Here is a 20,265-nt window from a genome sequence, read left to right as displayed (position 1 = left end):
TCGCCGCGCGTGTCGATCAGCCCTGCAGGCCGGGACCCGAGACGTAGGGGACCTTCGGCAGGTTCGTCGTCGGCAGCTTCGGCACCGCGTTCGTCGCCGCGTCCGCGGTGGAGACGCGGTTGACGTCGCCGCAGCTCGCCAGCGAGTAGCTGGCCGGGTTCACCGGCAGCGCGGTGGACTTGTCGAAGCCGTGCTCGACCTTGCGGATCGACATCGTGCCGGCCTGCAGCTTGTACATGTTGCCGAGCGGGTTGTCGGCCGACAGCGTGCCGTTGCCGTTCTCGTCGACGTCCCAGGTACCGACGGTCTGACCCGCCGGGAGCGGGTTGGTGCCGTCGACGATGCACGGGTTCTGGTTGGTCGCGCTGCTGGTGGCGCCGTAGAAGAAGCTGACGTACTCGGCGTTCGGGTCCATCCCGGTCGCGGTGCCGGTGACCCGGTTCTCGTCCATCGTGGCCGTGCCGTTGATGCCGTCGGGGCTCTTCGACGACAGCGTCGTCGTGGTCGGGCCGTTGCTCGGACCGCCGGCCACACCGGCGATGTCGGGCAGGCCACCGAGACCGGAGTAGTCCGGCAGACCGGCGGCCTTCGCCAGCGGCGACAGGTCGGGGGCCAGGCCGTCCTTGCCCGTGACGCCGGAGACGTCGGGCAGGCTCGTGCTGTCGGCCAGGCCCTTCAGCGGGCCGTTGCCGGTGGTCAGCAGCGGGACGTCGGGCAGGCCCTGACCGGCGCCGGTGCCGCTGAGGCCGGGGACGGCCGGGGCCTTCGGCAGTGCCGCGTCCTTGCCGCCGAGCCCGCCGAGACCGGGGAGCTGGGCCAGACCGGCGATGCCGTCCACGTCGGCCGGCGCGCCGGGCGCGGAGATCGGGGAGGTGGCGGAGGCGGGGGCCTCGTCGTCGGTGCCGATCGCGGTGCCGGTCAGGTTGCCGACGGCGTTCACGGCCGAGTTCGCCGCGTCGCCGCCGGGGGCGGCGGAGCCCAGGCCGGTGGTCACCTTCGTCGGGTCGGGCAGCGACTTCAGGCCGGACGTCGCCGACACCAGGTCGGGGGCCTTGCCGATGCCCGAGGTCACGCCGGCGAGCCCGGCCAGGGGGCCGCCGTCGGACGACGGGGCGGAGGGAGCGGGCGCGGTCGCGGAGCCCGACGCCGAACCGGACGCCGAGGTGCCCTTCGCGCCGGAGTCCTTCGCCGCAGCGCCCTTCGCGCCGGAGTCCTTCGCCGCAGCGCCCTTCGCGCCGGAGTCCTTCGCCGCAGCGCCCTTCGCGCCGGAGTCCGTAGCGCCCGGGTCCTTGACGCCCGAGTCCTTCGCGCCCGAGCCCTGCGATCCCGTCGACGTCGAGCCCTGGGCGGAGGCGTCCGCACCCGTGGCGTTGCCGGACGCCTGACCGGAGGCGGCGCCGGTGAGACCACCCGCACCCTTCGTCAGCGAGCCGAGCACGTCGGTGCCGGGCACGGCCGAGCCGAGCAGGTCGGTACCGGGCAGCGACGAACCGCCGGACGCCGAGGACGAGCCGGAGGCGGACGCGCCGTCCTTCGAGCCCGAGCCCGCGGATCCGGAGTCCTGGGAGGACGAGCCCTTCGCGCCGGAGTCCTTTGTCGCGGAGTCCTCCGTGTCCGAGTCGTCCGAGTCGTCCGAGGACGCGTCCTGCGAACGCGAGTCCTGGTCGCCGGAGTCCTTACCACCCGACTCAGAGCCGCCGGAGTCCTTCGACCCGCCCGGGTCCATCACGGACCCGACGAGGTCGGACCCGGTCACGGCCTTCACCGGCGAACCGGAGTCGTCGCAGTCCGCGCCGCCGGAGGCGTCCTGCGCGTCGGTGTCGCAGTCGTCGGAGGTGGAGCCCGACGCGGAACCGGAGGACGACGACATCGAGCCCGACACCGAGCCCGACATCGAGCCCGACGAGGATCCCGAGTCGGAGGAGCTGCTCGATCCGGAGTCGCCGCCCGAGTCGCTCCCCTCCCCCGCGAACGCGGTGCCGGCCGTCCCACCGGAGGCCAGCAGCAGCGCGGTCAGCGCGGCGGGCGCGGCCAGGCGCCGCCCGGCGCCGGTCGAGGGCGCGGCGTGGCGGGCCCGGGCGGAGGGCCGGTCGAGGAGGGGCTGGCGCTTTCCGGGGAGGGTGTGCTTACCCATCTCTGCAGGTCCTTCCGGTCGCCGATCGGCGACGTGCGGGGAGCATCGGCGGAGAACCTGATCGACGCGGCGCGGCCGGGGAGCGGGGGCACCCCTGGGGAGGGGCCGCACGGTCGATTTCGCTCGGTTCGTCCGGGACGTGACGCTACGAAACGTCACCCGCGGGAGGTTGCTTTCCTGAGAGGGGCAATGCGATCCGCGCGTTCGTCGGTGCCCTGACGCGACGAGTGCCGGGTCCACTGGACCGAACGGCTGCATGATCTACGACGAACACCGGGAGAGTTCTCAGGTTGGTCGTCGTCCTGACCGTTCAACGAGCGCGACGGCGCGGGGATACGGGTCGGCGCAGAAAAAGATCCGCTCACCCCCGCCGCGGGGCGGCGCCCGGGTCGGGACGGGAGGTCCGGCGTCTACTCCGGACCTCGTGCCGCCGGTCCGTCGGAGCTCACGAGCCGCTCTCGGCCCGCTCCTTGAACGCGGCCAGGTTGGCCTCCATGGCCGAGCGCCACTCGTCGAGCCGGACGGCCACCATCCGCTCCTCCTTGTCCGGCCGGCGCTCGATCGCCGGGGTCAGGCCGGACGGGCCGGGCCCGAGACGGGCCCACTGGCGTACCCGGGTACCGCCGCCGGCCGGAGCCAGCTCGAACAGCCACGACGCGGCCGGGCCCCCGGGCTGGTCCCGCTCGACCTCCCAGCCGAAGCGGCGGCCCGGCTCCCAGACCGTCACCGTCGAGACGGTGCTCCACTCCCCGATCGCGGAGTGCGCGCTGTGGCCGCGGAAGCGGACGTCGGAGGCCGGGCCGTCCGCGCCGTCGAGCCAGTCCACGCGCTGCAGCTCCGAGGAGAGCTCGGCCATCAGCGACAGGTCCGTGACCAGCGGCCACAGGGCCTCGGCCGGGGCGTCGACGACGATCTCGGACTCGGCGGTGGGTCCGTCGGCGTAGCGCATTGCTCTCCTACTGCGGTGTGGCCCCGGTCACCAGCGGACGGGCAGCGTCTCCATACCGAACACGATCGAGAACGACCGCAGCTCGAGGTCGTCCTCGTCGTCGATCTGCGGGGTCAGGCCCGGGAAGCGGGAGAACAGCGCCGGCAGCGCGGCACGCAGCTCCATCCGGCCCAGCTCGGCACCGACGCAGCGGTGGATGCCGTAGCCGAAGGCGAGGTGCCCGGACCCGGTCGCGGCCGGGTCGGTGTTCGCCGCGGACAGCGAGCAGATCATCGCGTCGCCCTTGCCGATCGCCCGTCCGGCGACCTCGGTGTCCTCCCGCGCGAAACGGGGGAACGCCACCTGCACCACCGACATCGAGCGCAGCAGGTCCTCGACGACGTCGTGCGGGTTGCGGTGCAGCGCCTCCACCTGCTCGGGGTGGCGCATCAGCTCCAGTGCGCCGAGCGCGACCATGCTGGCCGTCGTCTCGTGGCCGCCGGTGAGCACGCCGTCGGCGAGCGCCGCGAGGTCCTCGTCGGACACCGCGTCGCCGTGCTCGCGCACCAGCGCCCCGAGCAGGCCCTCGCCCGGGTTCGCACGCTCCCGGGCGGCCAGGCCGCGCAGGTAGTCCATCGACTCGTTGACCACGTCGAGGGCGTTGTCGAACTGGGCGATCATGTCGAAGCGCGCCGTGCTGCGACGCTCGAACTCGGCCCGGTCGGAGTCCGGGACACCGAGCAGCTCGCAGATCACCTGGGAGGGCAGCGGCACGGCGAAGCGCTCCACCAGGTCCGCGCCCGGGCCCGCGGCCTCGACGTCGTCGAGCAGCTCGGTGACCAGTGCGTCGATCCGGGGCTGGAGGCGGGAGAGCCGGCGCACGGTGAACTCGCGGGTCAGCAGGCGGCGCAGGCGGGTGTGCTCGGGCGGGTCGCGGAAGCCGAGACCACCCGGGTCCTGCTCGGCCAGTGCCTCGATCCCGGTCCCGGCCAGGTGCGACAGGTCGTTGGAGAACCGGCCCGGGTCACCGAGCACCTCGCGCACCTGGGCGTAGCCGCTGACCAGCCACGCCTTCACCCCGATCTCGTCCGGGATCTCCATCCCGGCCACCGGCAGCCGTCCGCGCAGCTCGGTGAGCTCCTCCGCCGGCGCGAGCCCCTCCCGCAGCAGGGGCAGCATCATCGACGCCTCGCCCATCAGTTCGTCCCCTCCGCAAGCGGCGTCATCGCTGTCCTTCACCTCGGCGCAGCAGATAGGTGTCCATGATCCAGCCTCGCCGACCGCGGGCGTCCTCCCGGACGCGCACGATCTCGTCACACACCTCGTCCAGCGGGCCGGAGACCAGGAGCTCGTAGGAGGTGCCCAGGTAGGCACCCCAGTAGATGTGGATGTCCTTGCTCTGCTCGGGGGGCAGCGTCGCGAACGCCGTCCGCCCGTCGAGCATCACGACGACGTCGTCGGCGTCGTCGGGCAGGCCGCCCTCGATGCGGCGGCCGGTCGTGATGAGCACGGGGCGCCCGACCCGGTTCAGGATCAGCCGGTGCGCCGCGGCCAGGGCGGCGACGCTGGAGATCCCGGCGATCGACTCCACCCGCCAGTCCGCCCGGTCCGGCATGCCGTCGAGCACCCGGTCGAGCAGCCGCAGCGTGCCGTCGTAGAGCGACGGGTCCCCCCAGACCAGGAACGCGCCGGTCGCGCCGTCGGGCAGCTCGTCGGTCAGCATCGTCCGGTAGAGCGCGGCACGGCGGTCCTGCCAGTCGACGACGACGTCGCGGTAGTCGGCGTCGGCCAGCTCGCCCCGGTCGCGCGGCGGGTCCGTGGCCGGGACCAGCCGGAAGTCGCCGTCGGGCCGGTGCCGGCGCAGGATCTCGGTGCGCAGGGCCAGGAGGTCGTCCTTGTCCCCGCCCTTGTCGATGACGAAGAAGACCCCGGCCCGCCGGAGGGCGTCGACGGCCTGCAGCGTCAGGTGGTCCGGGTCACCGGCCCCGATCCCGATCACCAGCACGGTCCGCATGCCGCCGACGGTAATGGACCAGGTCCGTGCACCGGGCGGCGGCATGCGCCACACCCCCGGCGAACGGCGGCCGCCGGACGGGGACGGCGATCACCTCACCGGCGTAGGCGGCCGCGTCCGGGTGTCCCCCGATCCGCGCAGCGCCACGACCCGCCACCGGTGAGGGACGGTCGGTAGGGTCGTCTTCCCGAACGAGGTACCCACCTCCGGGAGGCATACGGACGTGAAGATCGGACATCTGGTCGAGTCGCTGGACCCGCGCGGCGTCGCGGCAGCGCTGGTCGACCTCGCCGCGGCCGGAGGGCCGGAGGAGATCGAGATGGTGGTCGTCGCGCTGACGCCGACCGCGCACCCGGGCGTCGCCGCGGCCCTGGCCCGGCACGGCGCGCAGACCGTCGAGCTCAACGTGGCCCCGTGGGACCCCCGTGCCGTGCTCAAGGTGGCCGAGGCCCTGCGCGAGCACGGCGTGGACATCGTGCACACCCACGAGGTGCGCCCGGACGTCGTCGGCTCGGCCGCGGCCGCCCGGCTGAAGCTGCCGGCGGTGTCGACGCTGCACCACGTCCACGACCTGCCCGCCGACCGCGGCGACCGGATCCGGCGCACGGCCAAGGTGCTGGCCCGCAAGCGCTTCATGACCCGCACGATCGCGACGTCACGGCTGCAGCGGGACTGGTACCGCCGGGTCGCCGGGTCCACCGCGGGCCTGTCGATCGTCCCGGACGGCGCGGCCGACCCCGGCGTCGGCACGCCGGAGGAGCGGGCACGGCTGCGGCGCGGGCTCGGCATCGGCGACGACGACGTGGTGGCCGTCTCGGTGGCCCCGATGCGCCGTGGCCAGGGCCAGGACATGCTGCTCGATGCGCTGGCCGAGCTGCCCTCCGGCGAGCCGGTGACCGTCGTACTCAGCGGCGACGGGCCGTTGCGCCCGTGGCTGGAGTCGCGCGTCGCGGGCGACGACATGCTCTCCGCGCACGTGCGGTTCCGCCGCCACGCCGACCCGGTCGACCTGCTGCGCGCCGCCGACGTCCAGCTCCACACCACCCGGCACGACACGATGCCGCGGGTGCTGGTGCAGGGCCAGGGCGCGGGCGTGCCCGCGATCGCGACCCGGGTGGGCGGCATCCCGGAGATCGTCACCCGGGACACCGGCGCGCTGGTGCCGGTCGCGGCGTCGCGGATCGCCGACGAGCTGGTCCGCCTGGTCCGCGACCCGCAGCTGCGCCGGCGCCAGGGCGAGGCGGCCCGGGCGCGGTTCCTGGAGCGGTTCGAGGCCGGGGGGTGGGCGCGGTCGCTGGGTGCGATCTACCGCAGCGCCCTGGGTCGCGCCGACGCCCCCGCGCCGGAGGAGCTCGACGCCCCGGAGACCGACCGCCGCCCGATCGGGGCCTGACGCCGTTCAGGGGTGCATCCGGGACCCCTTGACGACCTTGTCGACGCCGTTGCGCGGCCCGTGCACGGCGATCCCGACCAGGTCGAGCTCCTCGCCCGGGACGGCGGCGACCACGGCGCGGTTGTCGTGGTCGTTGCCGGTGACGAACATGTCCGCGGTGAACACCGCGACCGGCAGACCCCGCCCGACGGCCCTGCTCCGGGCGGCGCGCAGCGTGTCCCGGTCACCGGTGAGCACGAGCACGGGCTGACCGAACGTCGCGAGGTAGGCGGTGCCGTCGGCGTCGGCGTAGGGCCCGCCGAGGATCTCCGGGACGGCCGCGGACACCGCGGCGGACAGGAACGCGGTCACGTTCAGGGCCTGCCAGGGCTCCAGGTCCTCGCGGACGACGACGGCGATCTTGGTCGGGAAGCGGACCGGTGTGGTGGTCGCGGACGGGGCGGTCATGAGGCCCGAGCGTGCCCCGCGGGGGCGCGGCGGTCTTGTACGTTCCTGACATGGCTGCGCCGCGCCGGCCGGAGCCCGCCGACCGGGTCACCGCATGGCGGCCGGACGTGCCCGGGATCGCCGAGGTGCTGCACGCCCGGTTCGTCCGCCACGCCTACCCGGTGCTGCGGGACCGCCTGGACACGCTGCACCGCGCGCTGACCGACCCGGACGGGGCGCTGCACGCGCAGAGCCGCTTCGCGTTCGTCGCCGAGCGGCTGGCCGGGCACCTGGGCGGTCGCCCCGTCGCGCCGGCGGCCCCGGGCCCCACGCTGGCCGACCGCCTGCGGCAGCTGCTCGACACCAGGGTGCGCTCCGGGATGACGCTCGACGAGGCCGCACGGGTCCTGCACGCGCACCCGACGCACCTCGTCCGGGCGTTCTCCCGGGAGTTCGGCATCCCGCCGCACCGCTACCTCGACGGACGCCGGGTCGACCTCGCCCGCCGCCTGCTGCTCGACGGCGCGTCCCCGGCCGACGCCGCGCAGGCCGCCGGCTTCTACGACCAGGCCCACCTGACCCGGCGTTTCGCCCGCACGCTGGGCGTCACCCCGGGCCGCTACGCCGCCGGGGGCCGGTCCGCGGGCGGGCCTGCGGGCGGGTCGGCGACGTCCGGGGACCGCTCCGGGACGTCCGCGGCCGGCCGGTCGACCGGGAAGGTCATCGGCGGCGCGGAGCCGTCGGAGTCGCGGACCCGGCGGCGGGCCCGCACGTAGAGCACGGGCCCGCTGAGCAGGCCGCGCAGCTTGCGCCGTCCCGCACCGGAGGGCAGCGCGTCGCGGGCGGCGTCGGAGCCACCCCCGGCGTCCTCGCCGGACTCGCGGCGGATGACGTGGCGCAGGCGCGCCAGCGCGGCCGGGGCCCGGCGCAGGGCGACGGCGCGGGCCCGCGGGTCGAGCGCGACCTTGCCGAGGAACGCCCCGAGCCCCAGCGCGTAGCCGCGCATCTGGGCGCGGAGCTCGTCGTCGCCGGGGCGGTGGTGGTGCCAGACGAACGCCGAGGGCACGTAGCCGAGCACCTGCCCGTCCAGCACGATCCGCACCAGCAGCTCGATGTCCTCGCCGCCACGGGTCTCCGCGCCCGGGCCGAGCGCCTCGTCGAAGCTGCCCAGGCGCAGCACGGCGTCGCGGCGGACCGCCATGTTCGCCCCGATCCCGAACAGCCCCGGGGAGAACGGGAACACCGCCGAGTCCTCCGGCGGCTCGTCGAGGGAGAAGCGGCGCGGCTCGTAGCCCTTGTTCCAGGCCAGGGCGGTGTCGGCGGCCTGCTCCTGGGGCGTGCCCAGCCGCGCGGCCAGCACCGGGCCGCTGATCCCGGTCAGCTCCGGGTCGGCGGCGAACGCGCCGGAGATGCGCGAGGCCCAGGACCGGTCGGGCTCGGTGTCGTCGTCGGTGAACGCGACCACGGGGGTCCGGGCGTCGAGCAGGCCCCGGTTGCGCCCGGCCGACGCCCCGCGGCGCATCTCGCGGACGTAGTGCACCGGGGACGGGCGCCCCGCGTACATCTCCGTGTCGATCCGGCGCACCACCTGCTCGGTCCGGTCGTCCGGCGGGTCGTTGTCCACCACCAGCACCGTCACCGCCGGGTGGTCGCCGGCCAGGATCGCGCGGACGCAGCGGTCCACGCTGCCCGGACGGTCCCTCGTGGCGACGACGACCGTCAGCGGCTCGTCCGAGACCGGCGGCGGGGCCGGGTCGGGCGTGGCCCCCGTTCCCGCGGCGACGGCGGCCGCGACCGCGGCCGGGGACGCGGCACCGGCCCTCAGCGGCACGTCCACCTGGCCGACCGGGACGCCACCGGCGGTGACGAGGAGCCGGGCGGCGACGAAGTGCCGCGCCACCATGACGCCGGGCGGGAGGACACCGGCCGGACGGCGGCGCTCGGTCTGGCCGACCCAGATCGCTCCGGGCCCAGGGACGGTCACGGCGGTGGCCTCCGGTCGGGGTTCGGCGGGGGTCGGCGGGTGGGGACGGCGGGCGTTCCCCCACGATGTTTACAGAACCCCGTCCGACGACTCCGATCGGTCCCGGCTACCGCTCGTCGCGTCGCTGATCCTCTCCGGCGCAGCCGAGCACCCCCGCAGACAACCATTCGGCGGAGGGACCGCACGCGGGTCGCTCACAGGACGCCGTTCGTCGCAACCGACGCGAGGCGGTCCGGCGGCGTCGTCACGGACCGGTTACGGTTTCTGACGTCGCCCGACGAGAAGTCGGGTGGTGCGCCTGGTCGGTCACCGCTCCCCGCCTGCCGACACTCCCCCTGGCGCCCATCAGTACGAGGTGGGGACGAGTCTGCGCCGGTCCCCCGACCGGAACCCACGCAGCCCGTCGCGGCTGAGGACACACACGCATGACCACTGCGCTGCGCCCCGAGTCCGACCGCTCCCCCGAGACGGTCACCCGGTCCCGGCACGACTCCGACTCCGACGAGGGCATCTCGGCCGCCGAGCTGCTCTCGCGCTACGCGGAGGCCGGTTTCGACCGCCCGACCCGCGCGAGCCGTCGTGAGGCCGAGGCCTCCGGCACCGTCGTGACCCAGGACGTCCCGGCCGGGCTCTCGCCCGTCGGCATGATCCGCGGGGGCACCTCCGACTCCGGCGTGTTCGGGCGCAACCCCCGCGCCGTCGTCGCCACGATGGGCGCCACCATGATCGGCGCGACCGCCGTCATGGGCGTGGTCGCCGCCGTCGACGCCCCCTCCGACGACACCACCGACACGCAGAACCGTCCGGTCGACCTCGCCGGCGCCGAGTCGGCGACGATGAAGTTGCAGGTCCCGGCGACGAAGGCCGGTCAGGCCGCGTCCGGCGGCCAGAGCGCCGCGGGTGCCTCCTTCGCGAAGGACCTCTCGCAGGCCGCGAGCATGGTCCCGGCCGCGTTCGACCAGGCCGACGCCGCGCGCATCGCCTCGACCAACCTCGCCGCCGCCAAGAAGGCCTCCGCCGACCAGGCCGCCGCGGCCGGTCGCGCCGCGGCCGCCCGTGCCGCCGCCCAGGGTGGCGGTGGCGACGACGGCGACGACAACGGCGGCGGTTCGTCCGTCTCCGAGGACGCCGGCTCCGGCCTCGGCGCCCAGGCCCTGGCCGCGGCGAAGACCAAGCTGGGCAAGCCCTACGTCTGGGGCGCCGACGGCCCGAACGCCTTCGACTGCTCCGGCCTGATGAAGTGGGCCTTCGAGCAGGTCGGCAAGGACCTCCCGCGCAACTCCTCCGCGCAGTCGCAGGAGGGCGAGTCGGTCAGCAAGGACGAGCTCAAGCCCGGCGACGTCGTGTTCTTCTACTCCCCGGTCAGCCACGTGGGCATCTACGCCGGCAACGGCAAGATCCTGCACGCCAGCACCGAGGGCGAGCCGGTGAAGTACTCCGACATCGACGCGATGCCGTTCCACAACGCGAAGCGGATGTGACCGCTCCCTAGGGAGCCGGCCGCCGCCGGCCGTGTCCGGTGGCGGTCTCGAACGCGGCGGCGACCTCGAGGACCTTCCGGTCCGCGCGGGGTGCCCCCACGATCTGCAGCCCGACCGGTGACCCCGCGGCGGTGAACCCCGCCGGCACCGACACCGCCGGGCAGCCGGTCGCGCTGATCAGCGTGCACGACCGCATCCAGCCCAGGTAGTCGGGCTGGCGGACACCCGCGACGGACGTCGGGTACTCGAGTCCCACATCGAACGGTTCGACCTGCACGGTCGGGGAGACCAGCACGTCGTACCGTTCGAAGAACTCGACGACGACCTCGTGCAGCGCGCTCTGCCGCTGCGCCGCCAGCCCCAGGTCGGAGACGGTCAGGGCCCGCCCGACGTCCACGTTGGCCCGGATCGTCGCCTTGACCCGGTCCGGGTCGCGGTCGACGAGCGGCCCGAAGCCCAGCAGGAACTGCCAGGCCCGCAGCGTGGTGAAGACCGGGTCGGCGAGGTCGAGGTCCGGGCAGTCCGGCTCGACCCGGGCGCCGAGCCCCTCCAGCACCGTCACCGCGTCCGCGACCACCCGCGCGACCGGCGCGTCGACCGGGACCCGTCCGCCGAGGTCGGGAGCCCACGCCACCCGGAGCCCGTCCACCCCGGCGTCCAGCGGCGGGGCGAAGGCCGACCCGGGCTCGGACAGCGACAGCGGCGCCCGCGGGTCGGGCCCGGCCAGCACCGACAGCAGCAGCGCGACGTCGGCGACGGTCCGCCCGAGCGGGCCCTGCACGGCCAGGGTCTGGCGCGAGAGCTGCGCGGGGTGGCTCGGGACCCGTCCTGGGGTCGGGCGGAACCCGACGACGTTGCAGAACGCGGCCGGGTTGCGCAGCGAGCCGCCCATGTCGCTGCCCTCGGCGAGCGGGACCATGCCGGTGGCCAGCGCGGCCGCCGCTCCCCCGCTGGACCCGCCGGCGCTGCGCCCGTGCCGGTAGGGGTTGTGCGTCGCGCCGAACACCGGGTTCACGGTGTGCGACCCGGCCGCCCACTCCGGGACGTTCGTCTTGCCCACCCGGATCGCGCCGGCCGCGGCCGCGCGGGCGACGACGAGCTCGTCGGAGTCCGGGACGTGGTCGGCCATCAGCGGCGAGCCGAACGTCGTGCGCATGCCGCCGGTGAGGTGGGTGTCCTTGTGCGCCATCGGCAGGCCGTGCAGCGGCCCGTCCGGGCCCCGGCGGGCGAAGCGCTCGTCGGCGGCGGCCGCGGCGGCGCCCGCACCTTCCAGGTCGAGCGTGACGATCGCGTTGACGCGCCCGTTGGTCCGCCCGATCCGCTCCGCGCAGGCGGCCATCAGCTCCCGCGCGGACAGCTCGCCACGGCCGATCAGCCCGGCGAGCTCGACGGCGGTCAGGTCGGCCGGGTCGCTCACGCGAGCTCCCGCAGACGCGCCGCGATCGCCTCGGGCATGACGTCGCTGATGAACGCCCCCGCCCCGGACTCCGACCCGGCCAGGTACTTGATCTTCCCCGGGCCGCGGCGGACGGTGTGCACGCGCAGGTGCAGCCGGGCCAGGTCGCGGCCGTCCTCCGGGCGCACCGGGGCCTGCTGCCAGGCCGCGACGTAGGGCAGCTCGTCGTCGTAGAGCGCGTCCAGGCGCCGCAGCAGCTCCAGGTAGACGACCGGGAACTCGGCGCGCTGGGCCTCGTCGAGCGCCGGCAGGTCGGTGGTGGCGCGGTGCGGGTAGAGGTGCACCTCGACCGGCCAGCGGGCCGCGCGCGGCACGAACGCCGTCCAGTGCTCGCCGGCGACGACGACGCGCTCCCCCGCCCGTTCCGCGGCCAGCTCGGCGTCGAACAGGTTCTCGCCGGTGCGCTCGAGGTGCTCGGCGGCGTGGGCGAGCATGCGCTGCGGGAACGGCGGGACGTAGGGGTAGGCGTAGACCTGCCCGTGCGGGTGCGCCAGCGTCACGCCGATCTCGGCACCGCGGTTCTCGAACGGGAACACGTAGCGCACGCCCGGGCGCGCGCCCAGCTCCGCCGTCCGGTCCGCCCAGACCTCCAGCACGGTCCGCACCCGCTCCGGCGTCAGCCTCCCGAACGAGCGGTCGTGGTCGGAGGTGAAGCAGACGACCTCGCAGCGCCCGGCCGCGGCCACCGGGTCCGGCCCGGACACGTCCGGCGGCGGTGACCCCGGCTCGCTGCCGAAGGAGGGGAACCGGTTCTCGAACGCGACGACGTCGTAGGTCGGCGCCGGCACCTCGGTGGCCCGGCCGTCGCGGCTCGGGCATAGCGGGCACTGGTCGGCCGGGGGCTGGTAGGTCCGGTCCTGGCGGTGCGCGGCGATCGTGACCCACTCACCCGCCAGCGCGTCGTAGCGCAGCTGCGAGGCCGGCACCACGCGGGGCAGGTCACGGGTGTCGTGGGTGGTCTCGGCGTTCCGGACGACCCCGTCGCGGTCGGGGTGCTCGTCGTACCAGAGGATCTCCCGCCCGTCCGCGAGCCGCGTGGACGTCTTCTTCACGTACTTCCTCCTGTGGTGCCGGCACCGGGGTGTCCCGGTTGCGCGACGATCAAGCGGTCGACCTCGCCCTCGAGCACGGCACGGTCGGCCTCGGCGAGGCCCTCGTCGGTGACCAGCACGTCGGCCTCACCGAGCTCGGCGATCGTGGAGATGCCGACCGTGCCCCACTTGGTGTGGTCGGCGACGACCACCAGCTTCTGCCCGGCGTCGACGAGCGCCCGGTTGGTGTCGCGTTCGGTCATGTTCGGGGTGGTGAACCCGGCCGCCGCGGTCATGCCGTGCACGCCCAGGAACACCAGGTCCAGGTTCAGTGACTCGAGCGCGGCGACCGCGACCGGCCCGACCAGCGCCTCGGACGGGGTCCGCACGCCTCCGGTCAGGATCACCGTCGTGCCGCGGGACTCCGCGCCCTGGGCGTGCAGCACGTCGGCCACCGCGAGCGAGTTCGTGACGACGGTGAGCCGCGGGATCGCGGCGAGGCGGTGCGCCAGGCGCCAGGTCGTGGTGCCGGCCGAGAGGCCGACGGCCGCGCCCGGCTCCACCAGCCCGGCCGCGGCCGCGGCGATCGCGTCCTTCTCCTCGAGCTCGCGAGTGATCTTCGCGGTGAAGCCCGGCTCCTCGGTGGAGTGCTCGCCGACGGCCGTCGCGCCGCCGTGCACCTTGTCCACCAGACGGCGCCGCGCCAGCACGTCGAGGTCGCGCCGCACCGTCATGTCGGACACGCCCAGGTGCTCGGCCAGCTCCGAGACCCGCACCGCACCCCGCGCCCGCACCTGCTCGACGATCACGTCCCGGCGCTGCTCGGCCAGCAGGCTCATCCGGGCCGCCGCACCGCGGACCGCGACACCCACTCGACACCGAGACAGCTCACCCGCACAGAATGCAACAAATCCGCACCGACAGCAATAACCGCTGGCCCCGGACCCGAACATGGCCCCAGCTTGATGATCAGCGGTGATGCCGGGTCACCGTCCGGTATCGAATCTGCTCGTTGATGTTCACTTCTGTCCGAGCGGGAGCTATGTTGTTCGATGGTTCGGTCCGCTGTGGGCCAGGCCACACCCGCAACGGTGTCACTCAACGTCGAGGAGTCGCAATGTCTCTCAGCGACACGGCCCGGGGGCGGGCTCCGAGGAAGGGTCCGGTGTCATGACCCTGGCCCAGGACGCCCTCCGCCTGAACCCGAACCTGGTCGACTACCTGCTGGTCGCCTTCTACTTCGTGCTCGTGCTCGGGATCGGCTTCGCCGCACGACGCTCGATCTCCTCGAGCCTGGACTTCCTGCTCTCCGGCCGGTCCATGCCGGCGTGGATCACCGGGCTGGCCTTCATCTCGGCCAACCTCGGCGCCATCGAGCTCATCGGCATGGTCGCCAACGGGGCTCAGTACGGCATCCCGACCGTGCACTACTACTGGCTCGGCGCCATCCCCGCGATGGTGTTCCTCGGCCTGGTCATGATGCCGTTCTACTACGGCTCCAAGGCCCGCAGCGTGCCCGAGTTCCTGTTCATGCGGTTCAACCGGACCACCCAGCGTGTGCAGTCGGTGATCTTCGCGGTCGCCTCGATCCTGATCGCGGGCGTCAACCTGTTCTCGCTGGGCATCGTGCTGGAGGCGCTGCTCGGCTGGCCGCTGACGGTCGCGATCCCGGTCGCCGCCGTCATCGTCCTCGGCTACATCACCCTGGGCGGGCTGTCCGCGGCGATCTACACCGAGGTCCTGCAGTTCTTCGTGATCCTGGCGCTGCTGATCCCGCTGACGCTGGCCGGCCTGAACCGGGTCGGCGGCTACGACGGCCTGCGCGAGGCGGTGCTCAACGGTCCGGGCGGCCAGAACGACCTCTCGGCCTGGCCGGGCACCTCGCTCACCGAGATCGCGAACCCGGTGCTCTCGGTGCTGGGCATCGTGTTCGGTCTGGGCTTCGTGCTCTCGTTCGGCTACTGGACGACGAACTTCGCCGAGGTGCAGCGCGCGCTGTCGGCCAAGTCGATGTCCGCGGCGCGGCGCACCCCGATCATCGGTGCGTTCCCGAAGGCGCTGGTCGTGCTCGTCATCGTCATCCCGGGCATGATCTCGGCGATCATCATCCCGCAGATCACCGAGATCAAGGCCTCGGGCGTGGACAGCGTCGACGGCGTCACCTACAACAACGCGCTGACGCTGCTGATGAAGGAGCTGCTCCCGAACGGCATCCTGGGCGTGGCGATCGCCGGCCTGCTGGCCGCGTTCATGGCCGGCATGGCGGCGAACATCAGCTCGTTCAACACGGTGTTCACCTACGACATCTGGCAGGACTGGGTGAAGCCGGGCCTGACCGACCGCTACTACCTGCAGGTCGGCCGGATCGTGACGATCGTCGGCTGCGTGCTGGCGATCGGGACGGCGTTCATCGCCTCCGGCTCGTCGAACCTGATGGACTACATCCAGTCGCTGTTCAGCTTCTTCAACGCACCGCTGTTCGCGATCTTCATCCTGGGGCTGTTCTGGAAGCGGATGACCGGTCCCTCGGCCTGGATCGGGCTGCTGTCCGGCACGACCGCGGCCGTGATCATCGACGTCCTGGTGCGCACCGAGGTGCTCTCGCTGTCCAACCAGGCCGGCAGCTTCCTCGGCGCGATCGCGGCGTTCGTGGTCGGTACCGCGGTGGCCGGTGTCGTGTCGCTGGTGTCCACGCCCCGGCCGGACGCCGAGCTGGTCGGGCTCGTGTGGAGCCTGACGCCGAAGGAGACCCGCACGCACTCCAGCGAGGGTGAGGACGGCGGCTGGTACCGCTCGCCCGCGGTGCTCGGTGGCCTCGTGCTGGCGATGACCGTCGTGCTCTACGTGGTGTTCGGCTGATGAGCGGGAAGGAGAACGGGATGACCGAAGGTCCACTGGACGCCCCCAAGGCGGGAGCGGACGCCCCGCCGTCGACCTCGGCGTCGGCGCTGTTCGACCTGCGCAACGTGATCGCGCTGCTGTTCGGCGTCTACGGGATCGTGCTGACGATCAACGGGATCGTCTCCGGCAACGACCCGGCGAACCTGGCCAAGACCGGCGGTTCGAACCTGAACCTGGAGACGGGCATCGGGATGCTGGTCATCGGCGCGCTGTTCGTGGTGTGGGTGGTCACGCGGCCGCTGAAGGTGCCGACCGCGGAGGAGACGGCCGCGCAGGACGACCGTCCGGCCGGGCACTGACGGTCCCGGACACCGACGGCCCGGGCGCTGACGGCCCGGACACTGACGACTCTGTCAGGCGGCTGGTCCCGGTGCGGGGTGTTCCCTGCACCGGGATCAGCGGCGGTCGGCCGGGCTCGGGTAGTGCGGGTTGAACGCCGTCAGTGTGAACGCGTCGATCCGGCGGGCGATGCGGGCGAGGCCGCTCCACAGGACACGGGTGGTCTCGGGCACGTGGTGCTCCTTCTGTCTTCCGAGGTCGTATCTCGACCTCTGTAGTACGTAACGGGCCGGTGCCCGGCATCGTTACCGGGCTCCGGCCCATCGCGATCGGCGTCACGTCGCGGCGACCGGTCCCGCCCCGGCCGTGACAGGCTGCGGAGCGTGTACGTGATCGCCCGGGACGGCGAGCACGAGATCGAGATCTCGCGCTCGCGCTTCCGGTGCGTCCTGGCCCGGGTGCCCGACCTCGACGCCGCGGCCGCGGTGGTGGCCCGCGTCCGGGCCGAGGGACACACCGCCACGCACCACTGCACGGCGATGCGGGTCGGCGCCGACGGGCAGGCCCGGCGTTCCAGCGACGACGGCGAGCCCTCCGGCACGGCCGGCGTCCCGATGCTGGAGGTGCTGCTGCACCGCGACCTCACCGACGTCGTGGCCGTGGTCTCGCGCTGGTTCGGTGGGACGAAGCTCGGCGCGGGCGGTCTCGTCCGGGCCTACGGGCGGTCCGTCTCCGAGGCCCTGGACACGGTCGGGACCCTGCGCCGGGTCCGTCACCGGGAGCTCCTCCTCGCCGCCCCGCACGACCGCGCGGGGCGGCTGGAGAACGCGCTGCGCACGGCCGGGTACCGGGTCCGCGACGTCCGTCACGGACCGGACGTGACGATCACCGTCCTCGTCCCGGACGGCGCCGACGCCGCGTTCGGCGCCTGGCTCGCCGAGCAGACCGGCGGTGCCGTCGAGGCACTCGACGTCGGACACCGGGACCTCTACCTGCGGTAGACAGGCCCCGTGGACATCGCGACCGTGGAGATCAGAGAGGCGACGGCGGAGGACTGGCCGCACATCTGGGCGTTCCTGCGGGAGGTCTTCGCGCAGGGCCGCACCTATGCGGTGGACCGGGAGATCGGTGAGGACGCCGCACGCGCGTTGTGGATGCCGCCGCTCCCGTGGCGGACCGTCGTCGCCGTGGACGGCGGCCGCGTCGTGGGCAGCGCGAAGTACGGCCCGAACCGGGACGGGCCCGGCGCGCACGTGGCCAACGCGAGCTTCGCCGTCGACGCCGCCGCGGCGGGGCGCGGCACCGGACGGGCGCTGGGCACCCACGTGCTCGACCGCGCCCGGGAGCAGGGTTTCGACGCGATGGTGTTCAACGCCGTGGTCCAGGCGAACACCCGGGCGGTCGGGCTGTGGCGCTCGCTCGGCTTCGACGTGGTCGGGACGGTGCCGGAGGCGTTCCGGCTGCCGGACGGCACGGTCACCGGCATCCACGTGATGCATCGCCGGCTCTGAGTCCCCCGGGCCGAGACCACCACCGCCGCCGCCGGTCTACCGCACACCGGTAGTCGTGCCTACAATCCCGGTTCATGTCGGCTCTCTCGGCGTCGAACGAGAACTATCTGAAGGCCATCTTCGATCTGACCCACCGCGGGGCACCGGTGACCACCGGCTCGCTGGCGACCGAGCTCGGGGTGTCCTCCCCCTCGGCCACCGCCATGCTCAAGCGTCTGGAGCAGACCGACCTCGTCGAACGCCCGGACGCGCGGCGGGTGCGTCTGACCGCACACGGTGAGCGGGCCGCCCTGCAGGTCGTCCGCCGCCACCGGCTGCTGGAGACGTTCCTGGCCCGGGTCGTGGACGTGCCCTGGGACGAGGTGCACGCCGAGGCGGAGGTGCTCGAGCACGCGCTGAGCGACCGACTCGAGCAGCGGATCGACGCGCTGCTCGGCCACCCCGACCGGGACCCGCACGGCGACCCGATCCCACCGCGGGACGGGACGCACCAGGAGGCGTGGGGCGACCCGCTGTCCGCGGCGAAACCGGGCCAGCGGTTCCGGGTGGAGCGGGTCTCCGACCGCGACAGCGACGCGCTGCGCTACCTGGGCGGGCTGGGTGTGCTGCCCGGGGCGGACCTCGCGATCGACGAGGTGTCGCCGTTCGGCGGCCCGATCTGGGTCGTGCTGCCCGGCGGGGACCGGCACGCGCTCGGCGCCCCGCTGACGCGGATGGTGCACGGCCGGATCTCCGGGCCGGCCGTCACGGACGACGCGGGCCCGGCGTGACGACGGCCGGAAAGCGCACCGAGCGGTCGGTCGAGGAGCTGCGCCGCAGCGGCTGGCGCGGACGGCTGGTCGTGCTCGGCCCGGCGTTCGTCGCCGCCGTCGCCTACGTCGACCCGGGCAACTTCGCCACCAACTTCGCCGCCGGCGCCCAGTACGGCTACCTGCTGCTCTGGGTGATCATCGTGGCCAACCTGATGGCCATGCTGATCCAGTCGCTCTCGGCGAAGCTGGGCCTGGCCACGGGCAAGAACCTGCCCGAGACGTGCCGGGAGCGGATGCCGCGCACCGGCAACTTCCTGATGTGGGTCCAGGCCGAGCTGGTCGCGATCGCCACCGACCTGGCCGAGGTGGTCGGCGGCGCGATCGCGCTGAACCTGCTGTTCGGGATCCCGCTGTTCACCGGCGGCCTGATCACCGGCGTGATCGCGTTCGCGCTGCTGGCACTGCAGGGACGCGGGCACCGGCCGTTCGAGCGGGCGATCGTCGCGTTGCTCGCGGTGATCCTGGTCGGCCTGGTCAGCACCCTGTTCCGGGTGGACGTGGACCCGGCCGCCGCCCTGGCCGGGCTGGTGCCGCAGTTCGAGGGCACCGACAGCCTGCTGCTGGCCACCGGCATCCTCGGCGCGACCGTCATGCCGCACGTGATCTACCTGCACTCGGCCCTGACGCAGCACCGGATGACCGCGCAGAGCCCGGCCGACCGCCGGTTCCTGCTGCGCACCGGGCGTCTGGACATCGTGCTCGGGATGGGCGTCGCCGGGCTGGTGAACCTGTCCATGCTGGTGATCGCGGCCGCCCTGTTCGCCGGTACCGCCGTCCCGGACACCGACACGCTCTCGGGCATCTACGCGGGCCTGACCGTGCAGCTCGACCAGGTCGCCGCGATCGCGTTCGCGGTCGCGCTGCTGGCCTCGGGGTTCGCCTCGTCCGGGGTCGGCACCTACGCCGGCCAGGTGATCATGGCCGGGTTCCTGCGGCGGCGGATCCCGCTGCTGGCCCGCCGGCTGCTGACGCTGATCCCGGCGCTGGTGGTGCTGGGCCTGGGCGTGGACCCGACGCAGGCCCTGGTGCTCTCGCAGGTGGTGCTCTCGTTCGGCATCCCGTTCGCGCTGGCGCCGCTGGTCTGGTTCACCGCCCAGCGGGCGATCATGGGCACGCTGGTCAACCATCGGGTGACCACGGTCGTCGCGGCCGTGGTGACCGCTCTGGTGGTCGCGCTCAACGCGGTGCTGATCGTCCAGACGCTGGCCGGGTGAGGCGCGCCGGGGTACGGGTAGCCTGACCTGCGCCGTCGATCATGGGAGGAGCCCGGAGATGGAACGCGGTCGGATGGCCCCCGGGTTCTTCCTGATCGTGCACGACACGGCGTCGGGCAAGGTCCGCGTCGCCCCGGAGCTGCTGCGCCTCGGCCTGGTCGGGACCCAGGTCGCCGACCTGGTCATCGGCGGCCGCCTGACCCTGGCCGACGACCGCATCGTGGTCACCCGCAACGACGCCGTCGGCCTGGACGAGCCGGCCCGCTACGTCCTGGACTGCGTCGCCCACGAGCCCGAGGGCTACACCGTGCGGGCGTGGGCCGGAGTGCTCGGCGAGATCCTGCACGACATGGTGGCGCGACGGCTCACCACCGACGGCATCCTGCGCCGGGACTCCGCCCGCGGCCGCCTCGGCCGCCGCCGGGACCGGCACCCGGCCGTCGACCCCGAGCGTGCCCGGCAGCCGGGCACCGAGCTCGCCGCGATGGTGCTCGACCCGCACACGTTCACGCTGCCCGGCGCGTTCACCGCGGCGGTGCTGGACACCCTCGGTGCCGACGACGTGCTCGAGCCCGACGTCGACCGCGCACGGCTGGCCTCGATCGCGACCCAGGCCACCGGATACCTGCCCGGCTCGCTGGCCTCGCTGCGCTCCGGGCTGGGCGAGACCGTCGCGGCGGCGCCGTAGCCCAGGACCTGAC

18 protein-coding genes and 1 pseudogene are annotated in these 20,265 nt (G+C 73.9%); 10 read left to right on the top strand and 9 right to left on the bottom strand.

The features are described 5' to 3' along the window. Nucleotides 1-16 precede the first annotated feature (16 nt). The 4 genes from EV383_RS09605 to cobF all read right to left on the bottom strand — a co-directional run bounded on the left by EV383_RS09605 (nucleotide 17) and on the right by cobF (nucleotide 5,076). Complete coding sequence (locus EV383_RS09605) at nucleotides 17-2,134, bottom strand: hypothetical protein (RefSeq protein WP_130289595.1); 2,118 nt, start codon at nucleotides 2,132-2,134, stop codon at nucleotides 17-19. A 445-nt stretch (nucleotides 2,135-2,579) separates the two neighbouring features. Next, entirely contained in the window at nucleotides 2,580-3,083 is a 504-nt protein-coding gene (locus tag EV383_RS09600; protein WP_130289594.1) for an SRPBCC family protein, read from the bottom strand. A 27-nt stretch (nucleotides 3,084-3,110) separates the two neighbouring features. Next, nucleotides 3,111-4,259 (bottom strand): cytochrome P450, encoded by a 1,149-nt coding sequence (locus tag EV383_RS09595; RefSeq protein ID WP_207223475.1) that lies wholly within the window; start codon nucleotides 4,257-4,259, stop codon nucleotides 3,111-3,113. A gap of 25 nt (nucleotides 4,260-4,284) precedes the next feature. Beyond that, nucleotides 4,285-5,076, bottom strand: coding sequence for a precorrin-6A synthase (deacetylating) (gene cobF / locus EV383_RS09590; RefSeq protein WP_130289593.1), 792 nt, complete (start codon nucleotides 5,074-5,076; stop codon nucleotides 4,285-4,287). Between the two features lie 223 nt (nucleotides 5,077-5,299). Here cobF and EV383_RS09585 point away from each other — a divergent pair, with 223 nt between their 5' ends. Next, nucleotides 5,300-6,469 (top strand): glycosyltransferase family 4 protein, encoded by a 1,170-nt coding sequence (locus tag EV383_RS09585; protein ID WP_130289592.1) that lies wholly within the window; start codon nucleotides 5,300-5,302, stop codon nucleotides 6,467-6,469. 6 nt (nucleotides 6,470-6,475) lie between these two features. Here the strand turns inward: EV383_RS09585 and EV383_RS09580 are convergent, their stop codons facing one another. Next, nucleotides 6,476-6,916 carry a DUF2000 domain-containing protein gene (locus tag EV383_RS09580; protein ID WP_130289591.1) on the bottom strand — a complete coding sequence of 147 codons (441 nt, stop codon included), beginning with the start codon at nucleotides 6,914-6,916 and terminating at the stop codon, nucleotides 6,476-6,478. Between the two features lie 50 nt (nucleotides 6,917-6,966). Here EV383_RS09580 and EV383_RS09575 point away from each other — a divergent pair, with 50 nt between their 5' ends. Beyond that, nucleotides 6,967-7,671 carry a helix-turn-helix domain-containing protein gene (locus tag EV383_RS09575; RefSeq protein ID WP_130289590.1) on the top strand — a complete coding sequence of 235 codons (705 nt, stop codon included), beginning with the start codon at nucleotides 6,967-6,969 and terminating at the stop codon, nucleotides 7,669-7,671. Between the two features lie 251 nt (nucleotides 7,672-7,922). Here the strand turns inward: EV383_RS09575 and EV383_RS32060 are convergent. Beyond that, nucleotides 7,923-8,798, bottom strand: a pseudogene (locus EV383_RS32060) (glycosyltransferase family 2 protein); the annotation flags it as partial. A gap of 506 nt (nucleotides 8,799-9,304) precedes the next feature. Here EV383_RS32060 and EV383_RS31660 point away from each other — a divergent pair. Next, nucleotides 9,305-10,360 (top strand): C40 family peptidase, encoded by a 1,056-nt coding sequence (locus tag EV383_RS31660; RefSeq protein ID WP_207223474.1) that lies wholly within the window; start codon nucleotides 9,305-9,307, stop codon nucleotides 10,358-10,360. A 7-nt stretch (nucleotides 10,361-10,367) separates the two neighbouring features. Here the strand turns inward: EV383_RS31660 and EV383_RS09560 are convergent, their stop codons facing one another. Genes EV383_RS09560 through EV383_RS09550 form a run of 3 tightly spaced genes read right to left on the bottom strand, consistent with a single transcriptional unit; the run spans nucleotide 10,368 to nucleotide 13,686 of the window. Beyond that, nucleotides 10,368-11,777, bottom strand: a complete 1,410-nt coding sequence (locus EV383_RS09560; RefSeq protein WP_130289588.1) for an amidase — start codon at nucleotides 11,775-11,777, stop codon at nucleotides 10,368-10,370. Next, on the bottom strand, nucleotides 11,774-12,868 hold the full coding sequence (gene galT / locus EV383_RS09555) for a galactose-1-phosphate uridylyltransferase (RefSeq protein ID WP_130289587.1): 1,095 nt from the start codon (nucleotides 12,866-12,868) through the stop codon (nucleotides 11,774-11,776). Before galT ends, EV383_RS09560 begins: the two co-directional genes overlap by 4 nt. Next, the gene (locus EV383_RS09550; RefSeq protein WP_130294145.1) at nucleotides 12,865-13,686 is read right to left on the bottom strand and encodes a DeoR/GlpR family DNA-binding transcription regulator; all 822 of its coding nucleotides are present in this window, start codon (nucleotides 13,684-13,686) and stop codon (nucleotides 12,865-12,867) included. The genes galT and EV383_RS09550 overlap by 4 nt, the downstream gene beginning before the upstream one ends. Before the next feature lie 331 nt (nucleotides 13,687-14,017). On the opposite strand from EV383_RS09550, the gene EV383_RS09545 reads away from it, so the two are divergent. The 7 genes from EV383_RS09545 (at nucleotide 14,018) to EV383_RS09515 (ending at nucleotide 20,252) form a co-directional block, all read left to right on the top strand. After that, nucleotides 14,018-15,706, top strand: a complete 1,689-nt coding sequence (locus tag EV383_RS09545) for a sodium:solute symporter family protein (protein WP_130289586.1) — start codon at nucleotides 14,018-14,020, stop codon at nucleotides 15,704-15,706. Nucleotides 15,707-15,726: 20 nt separating this feature from the next. Beyond that, nucleotides 15,727-16,047, top strand: a complete 321-nt coding sequence (locus tag EV383_RS09540) for a hypothetical protein (protein ID WP_242622988.1) — start codon at nucleotides 15,727-15,729, stop codon at nucleotides 16,045-16,047. Nucleotides 16,048-16,410: 363 nt separating this feature from the next. Continuing rightward, nucleotides 16,411-17,028 (top strand): IMPACT family protein, encoded by a 618-nt coding sequence (locus tag EV383_RS09535; protein ID WP_130289585.1) that lies wholly within the window; start codon nucleotides 16,411-16,413, stop codon nucleotides 17,026-17,028. 9 nt (nucleotides 17,029-17,037) lie between these two features. After that, nucleotides 17,038-17,538 (top strand): GNAT family N-acetyltransferase, encoded by a 501-nt coding sequence (locus EV383_RS09530; RefSeq protein WP_165438291.1) that lies wholly within the window; start codon nucleotides 17,038-17,040, stop codon nucleotides 17,536-17,538. Nucleotides 17,539-17,612: 74 nt separating this feature from the next. Continuing rightward, nucleotides 17,613-18,308 (top strand): metal-dependent transcriptional regulator, encoded by a 696-nt coding sequence (locus EV383_RS09525; protein WP_130289584.1) that lies wholly within the window; start codon nucleotides 17,613-17,615, stop codon nucleotides 18,306-18,308. Beyond that, nucleotides 18,305-19,564: an Nramp family divalent metal transporter gene (locus EV383_RS09520; protein WP_130289583.1), complete on the top strand. Its 1,260-nt coding sequence runs from the start codon at nucleotides 18,305-18,307 to the stop codon at nucleotides 19,562-19,564. The genes EV383_RS09525 and EV383_RS09520 overlap by 4 nt, the downstream gene beginning before the upstream one ends. A 58-nt stretch (nucleotides 19,565-19,622) precedes the next feature. After that, nucleotides 19,623-20,252, top strand: a complete 630-nt coding sequence (locus EV383_RS09515; protein ID WP_130289582.1) for a GOLPH3/VPS74 family protein — start codon at nucleotides 19,623-19,625, stop codon at nucleotides 20,250-20,252. Nucleotides 20,253-20,265: the final 13 nt, after the last annotated feature.

Source organism: Pseudonocardia sediminis, assembly GCF_004217185.1.
Taxonomy (GTDB): domain Bacteria; phylum Actinomycetota; class Actinomycetes; order Mycobacteriales; family Pseudonocardiaceae; genus Pseudonocardia; species Pseudonocardia sediminis.
Note: the sequence above shows the minus strand (reverse complement) of the source record. Positions and strands in the feature narration are given on the sequence as shown.